The organism is Bradyrhizobium elkanii WSM2783, assembly GCF_000472865.1.
In the GTDB taxonomy this organism is placed as follows: domain Bacteria; phylum Pseudomonadota; class Alphaproteobacteria; order Rhizobiales; family Xanthobacteraceae; genus Bradyrhizobium; species Bradyrhizobium elkanii_A.
Map to the genome: position 1 here is coordinate 20,171 of NZ_AXAP01000085.1, position 16,068 is coordinate 36,238.

At 62.9% G+C, this 16,068-nt stretch carries 25 protein-coding genes and 1 pseudogene; 1 reads left to right on the top strand and 25 read right to left on the bottom strand.

Annotation, left to right across the window (positions count from 1 at the left end; genetic code table 11):
• Positions 1-31 precede the first annotated feature (31 nt).
• The 24 genes from rpsE to YY7_RS0140600 form a co-directional block, all read right to left on the bottom strand.
• Entirely contained in the window at positions 32-604 is a 573-nt protein-coding gene (rpsE, locus tag YY7_RS0140480) for a 30S ribosomal protein S5 (RefSeq protein WP_027583269.1), read from the bottom strand.
• 60 nt (positions 605-664) lie between these two features.
• On the bottom strand, positions 665-1,024 hold the full coding sequence (gene rplR / locus YY7_RS0140485) for a 50S ribosomal protein L18 (protein ID WP_028168149.1): 360 nt from the start codon (positions 1,022-1,024) through the stop codon (positions 665-667).
• A gap of 11 nt (positions 1,025-1,035) precedes the next feature.
• On the bottom strand, positions 1,036-1,569 hold the full coding sequence (rplF, locus tag YY7_RS0140490) for a 50S ribosomal protein L6 (RefSeq protein ID WP_028168150.1): 534 nt from the start codon (positions 1,567-1,569) through the stop codon (positions 1,036-1,038).
• A gap of 14 nt (positions 1,570-1,583) precedes the next feature.
• Positions 1,584-1,982, bottom strand: coding sequence for a 30S ribosomal protein S8 (gene rpsH / locus YY7_RS0140495; protein ID WP_028168151.1), 399 nt, complete (start codon positions 1,980-1,982; stop codon positions 1,584-1,586).
• A 13-nt stretch (positions 1,983-1,995) separates the two neighbouring features.
• Positions 1,996-2,301: a 30S ribosomal protein S14 gene (rpsN, locus tag YY7_RS0140500; protein ID WP_028168152.1), complete on the bottom strand. Its 306-nt coding sequence runs from the start codon at positions 2,299-2,301 to the stop codon at positions 1,996-1,998.
• A 47-nt stretch (positions 2,302-2,348) separates the two neighbouring features.
• Positions 2,349-2,906, bottom strand: a complete 558-nt coding sequence (gene rplE, locus YY7_RS0140505) for a 50S ribosomal protein L5 (RefSeq protein ID WP_028168153.1) — start codon at positions 2,904-2,906, stop codon at positions 2,349-2,351.
• A complete protein-coding gene (gene rplX / locus YY7_RS0140510; RefSeq protein WP_028168154.1) occupies positions 2,899-3,213 on the bottom strand; it encodes a 50S ribosomal protein L24 in 315 nt (104 codons plus the stop codon). The genes rplE and rplX overlap by 8 nt, the downstream gene beginning before the upstream one ends.
• Entirely contained in the window at positions 3,213-3,581 is a 369-nt protein-coding gene (rplN, locus tag YY7_RS0140515; RefSeq protein ID WP_028168155.1) for a 50S ribosomal protein L14, read from the bottom strand. Before rplN ends, rplX begins: the two co-directional genes overlap by 1 nt.
• A gap of 81 nt (positions 3,582-3,662) precedes the next feature.
• Positions 3,663-3,911 (bottom strand): 30S ribosomal protein S17, encoded by a 249-nt coding sequence (gene rpsQ, locus YY7_RS0140520; RefSeq protein WP_027583261.1) that lies wholly within the window; start codon positions 3,909-3,911, stop codon positions 3,663-3,665.
• Between the two features lie 10 nt (positions 3,912-3,921).
• Positions 3,922-4,128: a 50S ribosomal protein L29 gene (gene rpmC, locus YY7_RS0140525; RefSeq protein WP_028168156.1), complete on the bottom strand. Its 207-nt coding sequence runs from the start codon at positions 4,126-4,128 to the stop codon at positions 3,922-3,924.
• 5 nt (positions 4,129-4,133) lie between these two features.
• Positions 4,134-4,547 (bottom strand): 50S ribosomal protein L16, encoded by a 414-nt coding sequence (gene rplP / locus YY7_RS0140530; protein WP_028168157.1) that lies wholly within the window; start codon positions 4,545-4,547, stop codon positions 4,134-4,136.
• Positions 4,548-4,577: 30 nt separating this feature from the next.
• Entirely contained in the window at positions 4,578-5,279 is a 702-nt protein-coding gene (gene rpsC / locus YY7_RS0140535; protein ID WP_028168158.1) for a 30S ribosomal protein S3, read from the bottom strand.
• Between the two features lie 20 nt (positions 5,280-5,299).
• Positions 5,300-5,686, bottom strand: coding sequence for a 50S ribosomal protein L22 (gene rplV / locus YY7_RS0140540; RefSeq protein WP_028168159.1), 387 nt, complete (start codon positions 5,684-5,686; stop codon positions 5,300-5,302).
• A gap of 10 nt (positions 5,687-5,696) precedes the next feature.
• Positions 5,697-5,975, bottom strand: a complete 279-nt coding sequence (gene rpsS, locus YY7_RS0140545; protein ID WP_027583256.1) for a 30S ribosomal protein S19 — start codon at positions 5,973-5,975, stop codon at positions 5,697-5,699.
• 12 nt (positions 5,976-5,987) lie between these two features.
• A complete protein-coding gene (gene rplB / locus YY7_RS0140550; RefSeq protein ID WP_028168160.1) occupies positions 5,988-6,821 on the bottom strand; it encodes a 50S ribosomal protein L2 in 834 nt (277 codons plus the stop codon).
• Between the two features lie 13 nt (positions 6,822-6,834).
• Entirely contained in the window at positions 6,835-7,134 is a 300-nt protein-coding gene (locus YY7_RS0140555; RefSeq protein WP_028168161.1) for a 50S ribosomal protein L23, read from the bottom strand.
• Positions 7,131-7,751: a 50S ribosomal protein L4 gene (rplD, locus tag YY7_RS0140560; protein ID WP_028168162.1), complete on the bottom strand. Its 621-nt coding sequence runs from the start codon at positions 7,749-7,751 to the stop codon at positions 7,131-7,133. Before rplD ends, YY7_RS0140555 begins: the two co-directional genes overlap by 4 nt.
• 1 nt (position 7,752) lies before the next feature.
• Positions 7,753-8,472, bottom strand: coding sequence for a 50S ribosomal protein L3 (gene rplC, locus YY7_RS0140565; protein ID WP_028168163.1), 720 nt, complete (start codon positions 8,470-8,472; stop codon positions 7,753-7,755).
• A 54-nt stretch (positions 8,473-8,526) separates the two neighbouring features.
• Positions 8,527-8,835: a 30S ribosomal protein S10 gene (rpsJ, locus tag YY7_RS0140570; RefSeq protein WP_002712302.1), complete on the bottom strand. Its 309-nt coding sequence runs from the start codon at positions 8,833-8,835 to the stop codon at positions 8,527-8,529.
• An 83-nt stretch (positions 8,836-8,918) separates the two neighbouring features.
• A complete protein-coding gene (gene tuf, locus YY7_RS0140575; RefSeq protein WP_028168164.1) occupies positions 8,919-10,109 on the bottom strand; it encodes an elongation factor Tu in 1,191 nt (396 codons plus the stop codon).
• A 40-nt stretch (positions 10,110-10,149) separates the two neighbouring features.
• Positions 10,150-12,222, bottom strand: coding sequence for an elongation factor G (gene fusA / locus YY7_RS0140580; protein ID WP_028168165.1), 2,073 nt, complete (start codon positions 12,220-12,222; stop codon positions 10,150-10,152).
• A 30-nt stretch (positions 12,223-12,252) separates the two neighbouring features.
• Entirely contained in the window at positions 12,253-12,723 is a 471-nt protein-coding gene (rpsG, locus tag YY7_RS0140585; protein WP_028168166.1) for a 30S ribosomal protein S7, read from the bottom strand.
• Positions 12,724-12,738: 15 nt separating this feature from the next.
• Positions 12,739-13,110 (bottom strand): 30S ribosomal protein S12, encoded by a 372-nt coding sequence (gene rpsL / locus YY7_RS0140590; protein WP_028168167.1) that lies wholly within the window; start codon positions 13,108-13,110, stop codon positions 12,739-12,741.
• Positions 13,111-14,043: 933 nt separating this feature from the next.
• Entirely contained in the window at positions 14,044-14,667 is a 624-nt protein-coding gene (locus YY7_RS0140600; RefSeq protein ID WP_245287584.1) for a TetR/AcrR family transcriptional regulator, read from the bottom strand.
• A 96-nt stretch (positions 14,668-14,763) separates the two neighbouring features.
• On the opposite strand from YY7_RS0140600, the gene YY7_RS0140605 reads away from it, so the two are divergent.
• Positions 14,764-15,771: a hypothetical protein gene (locus YY7_RS0140605; RefSeq protein WP_028168170.1), complete on the top strand. Its 1,008-nt coding sequence runs from the start codon at positions 14,764-14,766 to the stop codon at positions 15,769-15,771.
• 81 nt (positions 15,772-15,852) lie between these two features.
• Here the strand turns inward: YY7_RS0140605 and YY7_RS0140610 are convergent.
• Positions 15,853-16,068: pseudogene (locus YY7_RS0140610) on the bottom strand (IS256 family transposase); the annotation flags it as partial.

Below are 16,068 nucleotides of genomic sequence, written 5' to 3' on the forward strand. Positions count from 1 at the left end.
AACTCCAGATAGCGCGCTGGTTTAGCGCGAGTTATTCAGCCACCACTTCGGCATCGCCACCGACGCGGCGGGCCTGCAGCGTGGACACCTTGATGTTGCGGCGCGCAGCGACCGAGCGCGGCGAATCCTGGTTCTTCAGCGCATCGAAGGTGGCGCGGACCATGTTGTACGGATTCGACGAACCGATCGACTTCGCGACCACGTCCTGGATGCCGAGCGTCTCGAACACCGCACGCATCGGGCCGCCGGCGATGATGCCGGTACCGGCCGGCGCGGCACGCAGGTAGACGCGGCCGGCGCCGTGACGGCCGGCGATGTCGTGATGCAGCGTGCGGCCTTCGCGCAGCGCCACGCGGGTCAGGTTGCGCTTGGCGGATTCGGTCGCCTTGCGGATCGCTTCCGGCACTTCGCGCGCCTTGCCGTGGCCGAAACCGACCCGGCCCTTCTGGTCGCCGATCACGACCAGCGCCGCAAAGCCGAAGCGCTTGCCGCCCTTCACGACCTTTGCCACGCGATTGATGTGCACGAGCTTGTCGACGAACTCGCTGTCGCGCTCCTCGCGCTCCCTGCTCCGTTCGCGTCCGCCGCGTTCGCGTTCTGCCATGGTGTTTTCCAATCTCTAGAAAGGCTTATGCCTCAGTCCTAATATCCGCTCGAAACCTGCTCAGAAGCTCAGTCCGCCTTCGCGGGCTGCATCGGCAAGCGCCTTGACGCGCCCGTGATAGAGATAGGCGCCACGGTCGAACACGACTTCCTTGACGCCCTTCTGCGTGGCACGCTCGGCAAGCAGCTTGCCGACGGCCTTGGCTGCGTCGATATTCGCACCCGTGTTGCCGCCATCGCGCATCGCCTTCTCCAGCGAAGAGGCCGACGCCAGCGTCTCGCCCTTCTGATCGTCGATCACCTGGGCGTAGATGTGCTTGGACGAGCGGAACACCGACAGGCGCGGACGCCCGCCCCCGGAACGGCGCAGTGCTAAGCGCACGCGTTGCTTGCGCCGGGCATTGGTAACCTTCAGTGACATGACCGGCTCCGTTACTTCTTCTTGCCTTCCTTGCGGAAGATGAATTCGTTGGCGTACTTCACGCCCTTGCCCTTGTAGGGCTCCGGCGGACGATAGGCGCGGATCTCGGCCGCGACCTGCCCCACGCGCTGCGGATCGATGCCCGAGACCGTGATTTCGGTCGGCTTCGGCACCGCGATCGAGATGCCCTCCGGGATCGGGTAGACGACGTCGTGGCTGTAACCGAGCGCGAGCTGCAGGTTCTTGCCCTGCATCGCGGCGCGGTAGCCGACGCCGGTGATCTCGAGCTTCTTCTCAAAGCCCTTGGTGACGCCTTCGACCAGGTTGGCGACCTGGGCACGCGCGGTGCCGTACATCGCCTGCGCGCGATTGGTCTTCACACGCGGAGCGACCCTGACCTGGCCGTTCTCGAACTTCACCTCGACGTCGTCATGCACGACGAACTGAAGCTGGCCCTTCGGCCCCTTCACCTTCACCGTCTGCCCGTCGACGGTCGCCGTCACACCCGACGGGATCGCCACAGGCCTCTTGCCAATACGTGACATGGCTCAATCCTTCCTCAGAACACCGTGAAGAGAACTTCGCCGCCCACATTCGCGTCGCGCGCTTCGTGGTCAGCCATGATTCCCTTCGGCGTCGACAAAACGGAGATGCCGAGACCGTTGTTCACGCGCGGCAGGTTCTTCACCGACGTGTAGACCCGGCGGCCCGGCTTCGACACGCGCTCGATCTCGCGGATGACCGGCTCGCCGTCGAAATACTTCAATTCGATCTCGAGCTCGCTGCGGCCGGACGAATGCTCGACGCTGGCGTAGCCGCGGATATAGCCTTCCGCCTTTAGCACCTCGAGCACGTTCTGGCGCATCTTCGAGCCCGGGGTCGTGACCTTGGACTTCGAGCGCATCTGCGCGTTGCGGATGCGGGTGATGAGATCTGAGATCGGATCGTGCGTTGACATCTTCCGACCCTCCTTACCAGCTCGACTTCACGAGGCCCGGGATCAGGCCCTTGGAGCCGAGCTCGCGCAGCGCGATGCGGGACAGCTTGTTCTTGCGATAGTTCGAGCGCGGACGGCCCGTGAGCTCGCAACGGTTGCGGATCCGGGTCGGCGACGAGTTGCGCGGCATTTCCGCAAGCTTCAGGGTCGCCGCGAAACGCTCTTCCATCGGCTTGGTCTTGTCGGCGATGATCGCCTTCAACCGGGCGCGGCTGGCGGCGGCGTTCTTGGCCATCCGCTTGCGCCGGTTGTTCTTCTCGACTGCACTCTTCTTTGCCATGCGTGGCTCCTTACGTTTCCGCGTTTGAGAGGCTGTTCGTCAGCGTCTCACTGCCGGAACGGGAAATTGAAAGCGGTCAACAAGGCGCGAGCCTCGTCGTCGGTCTTGGCCGTGGTACACACGGTGATGTCCATGCCCCGCGCTTCCGAGACCTTGTCGAAGTCGATCTCGGGGAAAATGATGTGCTCCTTGATGCCGAGCGAATAGTTGCCGCGGCCATCGAAGCTCTTCGGGTTCAGCCCGCGGAAGTCGCGCACGCGCGGCAGCGCGACGGTGACCAGGCGATCGATGAACTCGTACATGCGGGCCTTGCGCAGCGTGACCTTGCAGCCGATCGGCTGGTTCTCGCGCAGCTTGAAGGTCGCGATGGCAACCCGCGAATAAGTCACGATCGCCTTCTGGCCGGCGATCTGCGTCAGCTCGGCGGCAGCGGTCTCGGCCTTCTTGCGGTCGTTGACGGAATCGCCGACGCCCATGTTGAGCACGACCTTGTCCAGCCGCGGCACCTGCATCGCGTTCTCGTAGCCGAACTTCTCGGTCAGCAGGCCGCGAATGTTCCTGTCGTATTCCGTGCGCAAGCGCGGCACATAAGCGGTCTCAGCCATCGATCTCTGCTCCCGAGCTCTTGGCAATGCGAACCTTCTTGCCATCAGCCTGAATCTTGAACCCGATGCGGGTCGGCTTTCCGTCCTTGCCGACATACGCGACGTTGGAGAGGTGGACCGGCGCCTCCTTGGAGATGATGCCGCCCTCCTGGTTCTGGGTCTGCTTCTGGTGACGCTTCACCATGTTGACGCCGCGCACCAGCGCGGTGTTTTCCGCCGGACGCACCTCGAACACTTCGCCGGTGCGGCCCTTGTCGCGGCCGGTCAGCACGATGACCCTGTCACCCTTGCGGATCTTGGCAGCCATCACAGCACCTCCGGCGCAAGCGAGATGATCTTCATGTGGTTCTTGGCGCGCAGCTCGCGCGGCACCGGCCCGAAGATACGGGTACCGACCGGCTCGGACTGGTTGTTGACCAGCACGGCGGCATTGCGGTCGAAGCGGATGACGGAGCCGTCGGGGCGGCGGATGTCCTTGCGGACCCGCACCACGACCGCCTTCATGACGTCGCCCTTCTTCACCTTGCCACGCGGAATGGCTTCCTTGATCGACACAACGATAATGTCGCCCACGGTGGCATAGCGGCGCTTGGAGCCTCCAAGCACCTTGATGCACATGACACGGCGTGCGCCTGAATTATCGGCCACGTCGAGGTTGGTCTGCATCTGAATCATTGATGCACCTCGTCCTCTTTCTGCGCTTCACTCGCGCTCAAAATTTTCCCGACATTCTCCGGCTTCGAAGCCGGATGTGCGTCAGGCCGTTTGCTTCTGCTCGCCCCGGATCACGATCCAGCGCTTCAACTTCGAGATTGGCTTGCTTTCCTCGATCCACACCGTGTCGCCCGGCTTGAACTGGTCGCTCTCGTCGTGTGCGTGATAGTTCTTCGAACGGCGGATCGTCTTCTTGTAGATCGGATGGGTGAAGCGGCGATCGACGCGCACCACCACCGTCTTGGCTTGCTTGTCGCTGACGACCACGCCCTGCAGCGTACGTTTCGGCATGTCCGGCCTCTTACTTCTTCTTCGCGCGCTGCTGCGCGGCGATGGTCTTGATACGGGCGATGTCGCGGCGCGCTTCCTTCAGCCGCGAGGTGTTCTCGAGCTGGCCGGTGGCGCGCTGGAAGCGCAGGTTGAACCGCTCCTTCTTCAGATTGAGGATCGCGTCCTCCCTCTGGTCCTCGCTCATCGCGCGGATATCCTCGACTTTCATCTGGGCCATCTCGGTTACTCCGCGATGCGCGCGACGAAGCGCGTCTTGATCGGCAGCTTGGCGGCGGCCAAGGTCAGCGCCTCGCGCGCGACCTGGTTGGTGACGCCGTCGATCTCGAACAGCACACGACCGGGCTTGACGCGGGCCACCCACAATTCCGGCGCGCCCTTGCCCGAGCCCATGCGCACTTCGGCGGGCTTCTTCGACACCGGCAAATCAGGGAACACGCGGATCCAGACGCGGCCGGCGCGCTTCATGTGGCGGGTCAGCGCGCGGCGGGCGGCCTCGATCTGGCGCGCAGTGACGCGCTCCGGCTCGAGCGCCTTCAGGCCGAACTGGCCGAAGGACAACGTCGCGCCCGAAGTCGCAACGCCGTGGATCCGGCCCTTATGCGCCTTCCGGAACTTCGTTTTCTTTGGTTGCATCATGGCGTTAAGCCCTCAAACTCTCATTTACCGTTAGGCGGCGTCGCGGCGCGACCGCGGGCTGCTGTCGCCCTCGGCCATCCGCTTGTCCTGGGCCATCGGATCGTGCTCGAGGATCTCGCCCTTGAAGATCCAGACCTTGACGCCGCAGGTGCCGAAGGTGGTGAATGCGGTGGCAACGCCGTAGTCGACGTCGGCGCGCAGCGTGTGCAGCGGCACCCGGCCCTCGCGGTACCATTCCATGCGCGCGATTTCAGCGCCGCCGAGCCGACCCGAGCAGTTGATGCGGATGCCTTCGGCGCCGAGACGCATCGCCGACTGCACCGCGCGCTTCATGGCGCGCCGGAACGCAACGCGGCGCTCGAGCTGCTGCGCGATCGATTCGGCGACCAGCGTCGCATCGAGCTCCGGCTTGCGGATCTCGACGATGTTGATGACGACGTCGGAAGCCGTGATGTCGGCGACCTTCTTGCGCAGCTTGTCGATGTCGGCGCCCTTCTTGCCGATCACGACGCCCGGACGCGCCGAGTGGATCGTCACCCGGCACTTCTTGTGCGGGCGCTCGATCACGATCCGCGCCACCGCCGCCTGCTTGAGCTCCTTGTGCAGGATCTCGCGGATCTTGACGTCCTCGTGCAGCAGCTTGCCGTATTCGGCCTTGCCGGCGAACCAACGCGAATCCCAGGTCCGGTTGATGCCGAGACGCAGCCCGATCGGATTGATCTTTTGACCCATCTTGTTCTCCCGCGCTTCTCTTAAGCGCTCGCCTCGGCCTCGACCTCACGAACCACGATCGTGAGATGCGAGAACGGTTTGTAGACACGGCCCGAACGGCCACGGCCGCGCGGGGCAAAACGCTTCATGACGAGGCCGTTGCCGACATGCGCCTCGGCGACGACGAGATCGTCGACCTCGAGGTCATGGTTGTTCTCGGCATTGGCAATCGCCGATTCCAGGCACTTCTTGACGTCGACCGCGATCCGCTTGCGCGAGAACTGCAGGTCGGCAAGTGCCGCCGATGCCTTGCGGCCACGGATCATCTGCGCCACCAGGTTGAGCTTCTGCGGGCTGACGCGCAGCATCCGGGCGACGGCCTTGGCCTCATTGTCCGCGAGGACACGTTCGCGCTTTGGTTTGCTCATCGCTTAATCCTCAAGCCCTCTTGGCTTTCTTGTCGCCAGAGTGGCCGTGGAAGGTACGGGTCGGCGAGAACTCGCCGAACTTGTGACCCACCATTTCCTCGTTCACCGAAACCGGCACGTGCTTCTGACCGTTGTAGACGCCGAAGGTCAGGCCCACGAACTGCGGCAGGATGGTCGAGCGGCGACTCCAGATCTTGATGACGTCGTGACGGCCGGACGCGCGCGCGGCATCTGCCTTCTTGAGCAGCGATGCCTCGACGAACGGGCCTTTCCAGACTGAACGAACCATGTCCGGCGTTCCTTACTTCTTCCGCTTGTGGCGGCTTAGGAGAATGAATTTGTTGGTCGACTTGTTCGACCGCGTCTTCTTGCCCTTGGTCGGCTTGCCCCACGGGGTCACCGGGTGGCGGCCGCCCGAGGTGCGGCCTTCACCGCCGCCATGTGGATGGTCGATCGGGTTCATGACGACACCGCGGTTGTGCGGGCGCCAGCCGAGCCAGCGGGTACGACCGGCCTTGCCGATCGAGATGTTCATGTGATCCGGATTCGACACCGCGCCAATGGCGCCGCGGCAACGGCCGTGCACCAGGCGCTGCTCGCCCGAGTTCAGGCGGATGATGACGTAGTCCTGGTCGCGGCCGACGATCTGCGCATAGGTGCCGGCGGAGCGCGCAAGCTGTCCGCCCTTGCCGATCTTCAGCTCGATGTTGTGGACGATGGTGCCGACCGGCATGTTGCCGAGCGGCATCACATTGCCCGGCTTGACGTCGACATAGCTGCCGGCCACGACCGTGTCGCCCGCGGCGAGCCGCTGCGGCGCCAGGATGTAGGCCTGCTCGCCGTCCTGATACTTGATCAGCGCGATGAAGGCGGTGCGGTTCGGGTCGTATTCCAGCCGCTCGACGATCGCCGGCACGTCCACCTTGTCGCGGCGGAAGTCGACATTGCGATAGGCCTTCTTGTGGCCACCGCCACGGAAGCGCACGGTGATGCGCCCGGTGTTGTTGCGGCCACCGTTCGACTGCTTGCCCTCGGTGAGCGCCTTGACCGGCTTGCCCTTGTAGAGCGCCGAACGATCGACCATCACCAGCTGGCGCTGGCCCGGCGTCGTTGGATTATAGGTTTTCAATGCCATCGTCGTTACGCCCTTATAGTCCGGTAGTCACGTCGATGCGGTGGCCCTCTTCCAGGGTCACGATCGCGCGCTTGGTGTCCGACTGCGAGCCGAAATTGCCGCGGAACACCTTGGTCTTGCCCTTGCGCACCAGCGTGTTCACGCTCTTGACCTTGACGTCGAAGAGCTTCTCGACCGCTTCCTTGATCTGCGGCTTGGTGGCCTTGGATGCGACCTTGAACAGCACCTTGTTGTGCTCGGAGGCGAGCGTCGCCTTTTCGGTCACAACGGGCGCGACGATGACGTCGTAGTGGCGCGGATCGATATTCTTCATTTGAAGCGCGCCTCCAGCGCATCGACGGCCGCCTTGGTCAGGACCAGCTTCTGGCGCCGCAGGATGTCGTAGACGTTGATGCCCTGGATCGGCAGCACGTCGATATTCGGAATGTTGCGGGCCGCGGCCGCGAAACCGTTGTTGAGCTCGGCGCCGTCGATGATCAGCGCATTGGTCAGCCCGAGGCCGGAGAAGTGACCGACCAGCGCCTTGGTCTTGGCTTCCTTGATATCAGCGCTGTCGAGCACGACCAGGCCGCCGTCCTTGGCCTTGGCCGACAGAGCATGCTTGAGCGCCAGCGCACGCACCTTCTTCGGCAGGTCGGTCGCATGCGAGCGAACCACCGGACCGAAGGCGCGGCCGCCGCCACGGAACTGCGGCACGCGCGCCGAGCCGTGACGAGCACCGCCAGTGCCCTTCTGCTTGTACATCTTCTTGCCGGTGCGCCAGATCTCGGCGCGCCCCTTGGCCTTGTGCGTGCCCGCCTGGCGCTTGTTGAGCTGCCACTGCACGCAGCGCTGAATGATGTCCGCGCGCGGCTCGAGGCCGAAAATGGCGTCGGAAAGCTGGACCGAGCCAGCTTCCTTGCCCTCCAGGGTGGTGACTTTCAGTTCCATCTCACGCACCCTCCTGCTCGGCCGGCGCCTCGGCAGCCTGCTCGCCCGCAACCTTGAACTTGCCGGGCTTCGGAGCTTCCTTCGGCAGCGGCTTCTTGATGGCGTCGCGCACCCTGATCCAGCCGCCCTTGGAGCCGGGAACGGCGCCTTCGACCAGGATCAGGCCACGCTCGACATCGGTCTGGACGACGCGAAGGTTGAGCGTGGTGATGCGATCGACGCCCATGTGGCCGGGCATCTTCTTGTTCTTCCAGGTCTTGCCGGGATCCTGACGGCCACCGGTCGAACCGATCGAACGGTGCGAGATCGACACGCCGTGGGTGGCACGCAGACCGCCGAAGTTCCAGCGCTTCATGCCGCCGGCAAAGCCCTTACCGATCGAGGTGCCGGTAACGTCGACGAACTGACCGACCACGAAATGATCAGCCTGGATCTCGGCGCCGACCGGAATCAACGCGTCCTCGGAGACGCGAAATTCCGCGACCTTGCGCTTCGGCTCGACCTTGGCGACGGCGAACTGGCCGCGCTCGGCCTTCGGCATGTACACGGTCTTGCGCGAGCCTGAGCCGAGCTGCAGTGCGACATAACCGTTCTGTTCAGTGGTGCGGTGGCCCAGCACCTGGCAGTTGCCGAGCTTCAGCACGGTCACGGGAATATGTTCGCCGGCCTCTGTAAAGACCCGCGTCATCCCGACCTTTTGTGCGATCACTCCGGAGCGCATCGGCGTGGTTCCTGTTCTCTTTCGTCCGCTCGCGCGGACTTCAATCCAAAAAACTTAGAGCTTGATCTCGACGTCGACACCGGCGGCCAGATCGAGCTTCATGAGAGCATCGACGGTCTGCGGGGTCGGATCGACAATGTCGAGAAGGCGCTTGTGGGTGCGCATCTCGAACTGTTCGCGGCTCTTCTTGTCGACGTGCGGCGAACGGTTGACGGTGAACTTCTCGATGCGGGTCGGCAGCGGAATGGGACCGCGAACCTGGGCACCGGTACGTTTCGCCGTGTTCACGATCTCGCGGGTCGACGTATCGAGGATACGATGGTCGAACGCCTTGAGACGGATGCGGATATTCTGGCCGTTCATTGCCGTACTTTCTTTGGTGAGTGGCGAGTAGCGAGTAGCGAATAGAAATTCCTATTCGCCACTCGCCATTCCCTGTTCGCTTCTTACTCGAGGATCGAGGCGACGACGCCGGCGCCGACGGTGCGGCCGCCTTCGCGGATCGCGAAGCGCAGCTTCTCCTCCATCGCGATCGGCACGATCAGGTGCACTTCCATCGCAATGTTGTCGCCAGGCATCACCATCTCGGTGCCCTCAGGCAGATGCACGACACCGGTCACGTCGGTGGTGCGGAAGTAGAACTGCGGGCGGTAGTTGGTGAAGAACGGGGTGTGACGGCCGCCCTCTTCCTTGGTGAGGATGTACGCCTCAGCCTTGAACTTGGTGTGTGGCTTGACCGAACCCGGCTTGCACAGCACCTGACCACGCTCCACTTCCTCACGCTTGGTACCGCGGAGCAGCGCACCGATGTTGTCGCCCGCCTGGCCCTGATCGAGCAGCTTGCGGAACATTTCGACGCCGGTGACGGTGGTCTTCTGAGTGTCGCGCAGACCGACGATCTCGATTTCGTCGCCGACCTTGACGATGCCGCGCTCGACACGGCCGGTCACCACGGTGCCGCGGCCCGAGATCGAGAACACGTCTTCGACCGGCATCAGGAACGGCTGGTCGATCGGACGCTCCGGCTGCGGAATGTACTCGTCGACATTGCGCATCAGCTCAAGAACCGCGTCATGGCCGAGCTTCTTGTCGCTGTCTTCCAGAGCGGCCAGCGCCGACCCCTTGACGATCGGGATCTTGTCGCCGGGGAAGTCGTACTTCGAGAGCAGCTCGCGCACTTCGAGCTCGACGAGCTCGAGCAGCTCCGGATCGTCGACCATGTCGCACTTGTTGAGGAACACCACGAGCGCGGGAACGCCGACCTGGCGGGCGAGCAGGATGTGCTCGCGGGTCTGCGGCATCGGGCCGTCGGCAGCCGACACGACGAGGATCGCACCGTCCATCTGAGCGGCGCCGGTGATCATGTTCTTCACGTAGTCGGCGTGGCCGGGGCAGTCGACGTGGGCGTAGTGGCGGTTCTGGGTCTCGTACTCGACGTGAGCGGTCGAGATCGTGATGCCGCGCGCCTTCTCTTCCGGCGCCTTGTCGATCTGGTCGTAGGCGGTGAACGTCGCACCGCCGGTTTCCGCCAGGATCTTGGTGATCGCGGCGGTCAGCGAGGTCTTCCCATGGTCGACGTGACCGATGGTGCCGATGTTGCAGTGCGGTTTGTTACGCTCAAATTTTGCTTTGGCCATTTGACTCTCCGTTCAATCGTTAGCTGCCAACCAACGATAATCAGGCAAACTTCTTCTGGACTTCAGCCGACACGTTCGCCGGCGCTTCGGCGTAGTGATCGAACTGCATGGTGAAGGTTGCGCGACCCTGGCTCATCGAGCGCAGATTGTTCACGTAACCGAACATGTTCATGAGCGGCACCATCGCGTTGATGACGTTGGCGTTGCCGCGCATGTCTTGGCCCTGGATCTGGCCGCGCCGGGAGTTCAGGTCGCCGATGACGGAACCGGTGTAGTCTTCCGGCGTCACCACCTCGACCTTCATGATCGGCTCGAGCAGGACGGACTTGCCCATCTGCAGCGCCTCGCGGAAACAGGCCCGCGTTGCGATTTCGAAGGCCAGAGCCGACGAGTCGACGTCGTGATACTTGCCGTCGATCAGCTGCACCTTGACGTCGACCACCGGGAAGCCGGCGACCACGCCCGAGCCCAGCACGCTCTCGAGGCCCTTCTCGACGCCGGGGATATATTCCTTCGGCACCGCACCACCGACGATCTTCGATTCGAACTCGTAGCCCTTGCCGGCCTCGTTCGGCTCGACGATCAGCGTCACGGCCGCGAACTGGCCGGTGCCGCCGGTCTGCTTCTTGTGGGTGTAGCTGTGCTCGACCCGCTTGGTCACGCGCTCACGGAACGCCACCTGCGGCGCGCCGATATTGGCATCGACCTTGTAGGTGCGCTTCAGGATGTCGACCTTGATGTCGAGATGCAGTTCGCCCATGCCCTTCAGGATGGTCTGGCCGGACTCGTGGTCGGTCGTCACCCGGAACGACGGATCTTCCGCCGCGAGCTTCGCGAGCGCGACACCGAGCTTTTCCTGGTCGGCCTTCGACTTCGGCTCGATCGCGATCTCGATCACCGGATCCGGGAACTCCATCTTTTCCAGGATCACCGGGTGGTTCGGATCGCACAGCGTGTCGCCGGTGCGTGCTTCCTTGAGGCCCGCCAGCGCGACGATGTCGCCGGCATAGGCTTCCTTGATGTCCTCACGGTTGTTCGCATGCATCAACAGCATGCGCCCGATCCGCTCCTTCTTCTCGCGGGTCGAGTTGATCACGCCGGTGCCGCTCTGCAGGATGCCCGAATAGATGCGGCAGAAGGTGATGGTGCCGACAAACGGGTCGTCCATGATCTTGAACGCGAGCAGCGCCAGCGGCTCCTTGTCGTCAGCCTTGCGAACGACCTCGTTGCCCTTGTCGTCGGTGCCCTTGATCGCGGGCACGTCGAGCGGCGACGGCAGATAGTCGACGACGGCGTCGAGCAGCGGCTGCACACCCTTGTTCTTGAACGCGGAGCCACACAGCACCGGATAGAACGCACCAGTCAGCACGGCCTTGCGGATCAGCCGCTTCAGCGTCGCCTCGTCCGGCTCCTTGCCGTCGAGATAGGCAGCCATGGCGTCGTCATCGAGCTCGACGGCGGCTTCCACCATCTTCTCGCGGTATTCCTTGGCCTGGTCGGCGAGATCCGCCGGAATGTCGACATAGTCGAACTTGGCGCCAAGCGACTCGTCGTTCCAGATGACGCCCTTCATCTTCACGAGGTCGACGAGACCCTTGAAGTTGTTCTCGGCGCCGATCGGGAGCTGGATTGCGATCGGCTTGGCGCCGAGGCGGTCGACGATGTCGGACAGGCACTTGAAGAAATCGGCACCGGTCTTGTCCATCTTGTTGGCGAAGACGATGCGCGGAACCTTGTACTTGTCACCCTGACGCCAGACGGTTTCGGTCTGCGGCTCGACGCCCTGGTTGGAATCGAGCACGCACACGGCGCCGTCGAGCACACGCAAGCTGCGCTCAACTTCAATGGTGAAGTCGACGTGGCCGGGAGTGTCGATGATGTTCAGGCGCTTGCCGTTCCAGAACGCGGTGGTCGCAGCCGAGGTGATGGTGATGCCACGCTCCTGCTCCTGCTCCATCCAGTCCATCGTCGCGGCACCTTCGTGCACTTCGCCGATCTTGTGGCTCTTGCCGGTATAATAGAGGATGCGCTCGGTCGTCGTGGTCTTGCCGGCGTCGATATGCGCCATGATACCGAAGTTGCGATAGTCCTCGATGGCATGTTGGCGGGGCATGGGGCTGTTCCTTAAATTCCGTTGTTCGCCTTACCAGCGATAGTGCGAGAAGGCGCGGTTGGCTTCCGCCATCCGGTGCACGTCTTCACGCTTCTTGACGGCGTTCCCCCGATTGTTCGACGCATCAAGCAGCTCCGCCGAGAGCCGCTCCGTCATGGTCTTCTCGTTACGCTCACGCGCGGCCGAAATCAGCCAGCGGATGCCGAGCGCCTGCCGGCGCACCGAGCGGACTTCCACCGGCACCTGATAGGTCGCACCACCGACGCGGCGGGAACGCACCTCGATGGTCGGCATGACGTTCTCAAGCGCCTGCTCGAACACGCCGAGCGGGTTCTGCTTGGTCTTGGCCTCGATCATGGTGAGCGCGCCATAGACGATGTTCTCGGCGACCGACTTCTTGCCGGCGTACATGACCGAGTTCATGAACTTGGTGATGATGATGTTCCCGAACTTCGGGTCCGGAAGCACTTCACGCTTTTCTGCAGAGTGACGACGCGACATCTGACCTGTTCCCGCTTACTTCGGACGCTTGGCGCCGTACTTCGAACGACGCTGCTTACGGTTCTTGACGCCCTGGGTATCCAGCACGCCGCGGAGGATGTGATAGCGCACGCCCGGCAAGTCCTTGACGCGGCCGCCGCGGATCATGACCACCGAGTGCTCCTGAAGGTTATGGCCCTCACCTGGGATGTAACCGATCACCTCGAACCCATTGGTCAGACGCACCTTGGCGACCTTACGAAGCGCCGAGTTCGGCTTCTTCGGCGTCGTCGTGTAGACGCGCGTGCACACGCCGCGCTTCTGCGGCGACTGCTGCAGCGCCGGCACCTTCTTGCGCGACTTCTGCACTTCCCGTGGTTTTGCGATCAGCTGGTTGATCGTCGGCATGTCAGCCTTCACCCTTCAAGTTCGCGCGGAACCTCACTGGCTCCGCAAATTCTTCACGGGAACGAACCGCCCGTCCGGCCGCCTCACACGAAAACCGTTCGCGCAAAACGAAATCGCGCCTACCACTCATTGCTGAGCGGAAAGCGCTTGACGCCACAGAGGACCGCGATCACGACCGATCAGCTCTCGCTGTCCGGCTGAAAACCGAGGTCATGCGTCCCAGTTCACTCTCAAGAGAACGCGCTCAAGAGAACAAAAATCGCCCTGGCATTGCCTAGCTATCATCGACAGCGTTTGAGCGGCATTCGTCGAGGTTGGTGCCCGCCTCAGTCCAGTAGGTCTGATAGGGTGTTCCGTTCCGACGCTGGCGTAGCTCACCGCCTGTCGTTAAGTTCGCGCCTTGTATAAGCGGTAGATAGTGAAGTCAAGCAAAACGACAATACGAGAAACGCCTCTGCCGCATATGGATTTGGCACTTTCGCGCGCTCAGCGCGAGTGAAAATCGCAAAGTCTGCTGCCCCACTTTCCGAGCGAGTCGGCCGACTATTTTATCCGGACATAAATAGCCTGAAGCAGCTCTTAGGCGGCTCTCAACCAAAGATTCGCGCAAAATAAGCCTTGTTTGCCATTTCGGGCGCAAAGAACGCGCTTAGCCCCTGCCCTGTACCGCCTTGCGATCATCGGCAGCGAGTGGCCAACTCCATGGCAGCCGCCATGCTTGGCCGGCCGGCATTCGACCATCCCGGTCGATTCGCAGGATGTCTGTCCGCCAGATTTCCGCTTCGAGAAGCTGGCGGCGGCGCACCGATCGAGCGATTCGCGCGGACCGGTGCAGCTTGCGATCCAACCAAGGCGCGTGGTTGATATCCACGTCGCCCAAGGTCTGTCGCTCGCGGTGCCGCGACAAGTCAAAAAAGCTTCACCCCGATCGCGTTACGGTTGCGGCGAAGGTGCGCAAAGTCCGCCTCGAATCAGCGAGGAAAATGCTTCAGCAGCTTCCTTCTCGCTGCAATGACCACCGATCATCATGACCGAGAGCGCTTCGCCCGCCCCGACAAGGCCGACACAGCGCCGTTGTAGTTCATCGGGCGGCAACGTGCTGTACGGCTCAAGCGCCGATACGAACAGCTGGACGTACCCATCGATCAGCTCCTGGTGCACCGCGCCCATCTTCCCGCTGCCCGACAGCGCCGCGCCCACCGCGTGCCATTCGCCACTCGTATCTGCGGAACAGTGGATATAGGCGGTCGCGAGGACGTCGGCAGTATCCCCCAAGTTCCGCTGAACGCTTCTTAACGCTTCACGCAGGGCATTCGCCTGCTCCCTGTCGAGCGACTTGTAGAGTTCGATCAACAACCCCGATCGTGTGCCGAAGTGTTCGTACGGGATTGGCTTGGAGACTCCGGCACGAGCGGCCAGGTGTCCCAGTGTCAGCCGATCGGCCCCTTCCTCCCGGATAATGACGAGGGCCATATCGAGCAACTGGCGCCGTCGATCCGCCTTCGAGAGCCGACGGGAAAGCGCCTTATGCGCTTTCGGTCTCAAAGAGTGCTTCACGGTCCGGATCCCCCCTTGCAATACCTACCATCAGTAACTTACTAATGGTAACTTACCGAGGTTAGGTTATGTTCGCTAGGATTGAGAGGCACTGCAATGTCGCCAGCTCCCATTCTCCTGATCGGCGGCTCCGGCATTGTCGGCCGCTGGACTGCTCGATTCCTGCGCGCCGCCCATCCCGATCAACCGCTACTGATCGGCGGCCGCGATCTCGCTAAGGCCAAGAAAGTCGCGACCGAAATTGGCGGTGCGGAGGGTGTGGTGCTCGACCTGGCCGTTGATGGGCTTGGACTCGGTGAGCGCCCGGTCAGCGCCGTCGCCGTCTTTTTTACGGACGAAAGGATCGCCGGGCTCCGTTTCGCTCAGTCGCGCGGCGTGCCGCACATCAGCATTTCTCCAGGCATTATCGAGATGGGTCCCGAAGTAGCGGCCTACATCCGCGACCCGGACGCCGCGCCGGTCGTTCTGGGCACGGAATGGCTCGTCGGCGCGACGACGGTCCCCACGCTCGAGTTCGCCAAGGCGTTCGGTCGGGTCCACGACATCGCTATCGGCGCGCTGCTCGATGAGCAGGATGCCTTCGGTCCGGCGGCAGCCGCCGACCTGGAGCGCCAAACCAAGACCATGCCGGCGGCGCTTGCTCGTCGGGACGGCGCCTACCTCTGGCGCGTTGGCGACGATGCCAAGGCCAAGTTCCGCGCCGTCGACGGCACCCTGATGGAGGCCTCCGCACTCTCCCCCTATGACGTTGTCGGCCTTGCGACCGCGACCGGCGCGCCAAACGTTCAATTCAGTCTCGCGATTGGAGTGAGCTCCACTCGCCGCCGAGGAGAGCCGATGTCGACCGAGATCGTCATCGAACTTGCCGGTGAGGATCAAGCGGGCCGGCCGCTCCGCACCCGTCATGCGATTGTCCATCCTGAGGGACAGATGCCGCTGACGGGGCTAGGCGTCGCCATGGTTCTCGAACGACTCGTCGGACTCGACGGCAATCCGGCAACTCCCCCTGGCCTCTACTTTCCCTATCAGCTCCTCGAGCCCGCAGCCTATTTTGCCCGTCTCGAAAAGATCGGCGGAATGGTCATGACACTGGATGTGTTCTGACGAGTAACGATTCCGTCCTGCCAAGAAGGCTCGCAACGCCTGGTCAATGGAGCTATGGCCGAAATTGGGTGATGGGGCCGATCAGGCGGCGCGGTTAGCTGGCGTCGTCGATTCTGCGACGCCGTCGGTAAATTTGACGCCGGCAATGACCCTTGGCAACTGATTTTCGCCCTTCAGCCGGCGCCAGGTTTTGGCGGCGCTCATGACGAGCTTGAAGACCATGAGCCTTGCCGTCTTGTGCGACAGGCTTCCCTTGGAGCGGACGGTCCGGTGGCGGACTGTGGCGAAGACGCTTTC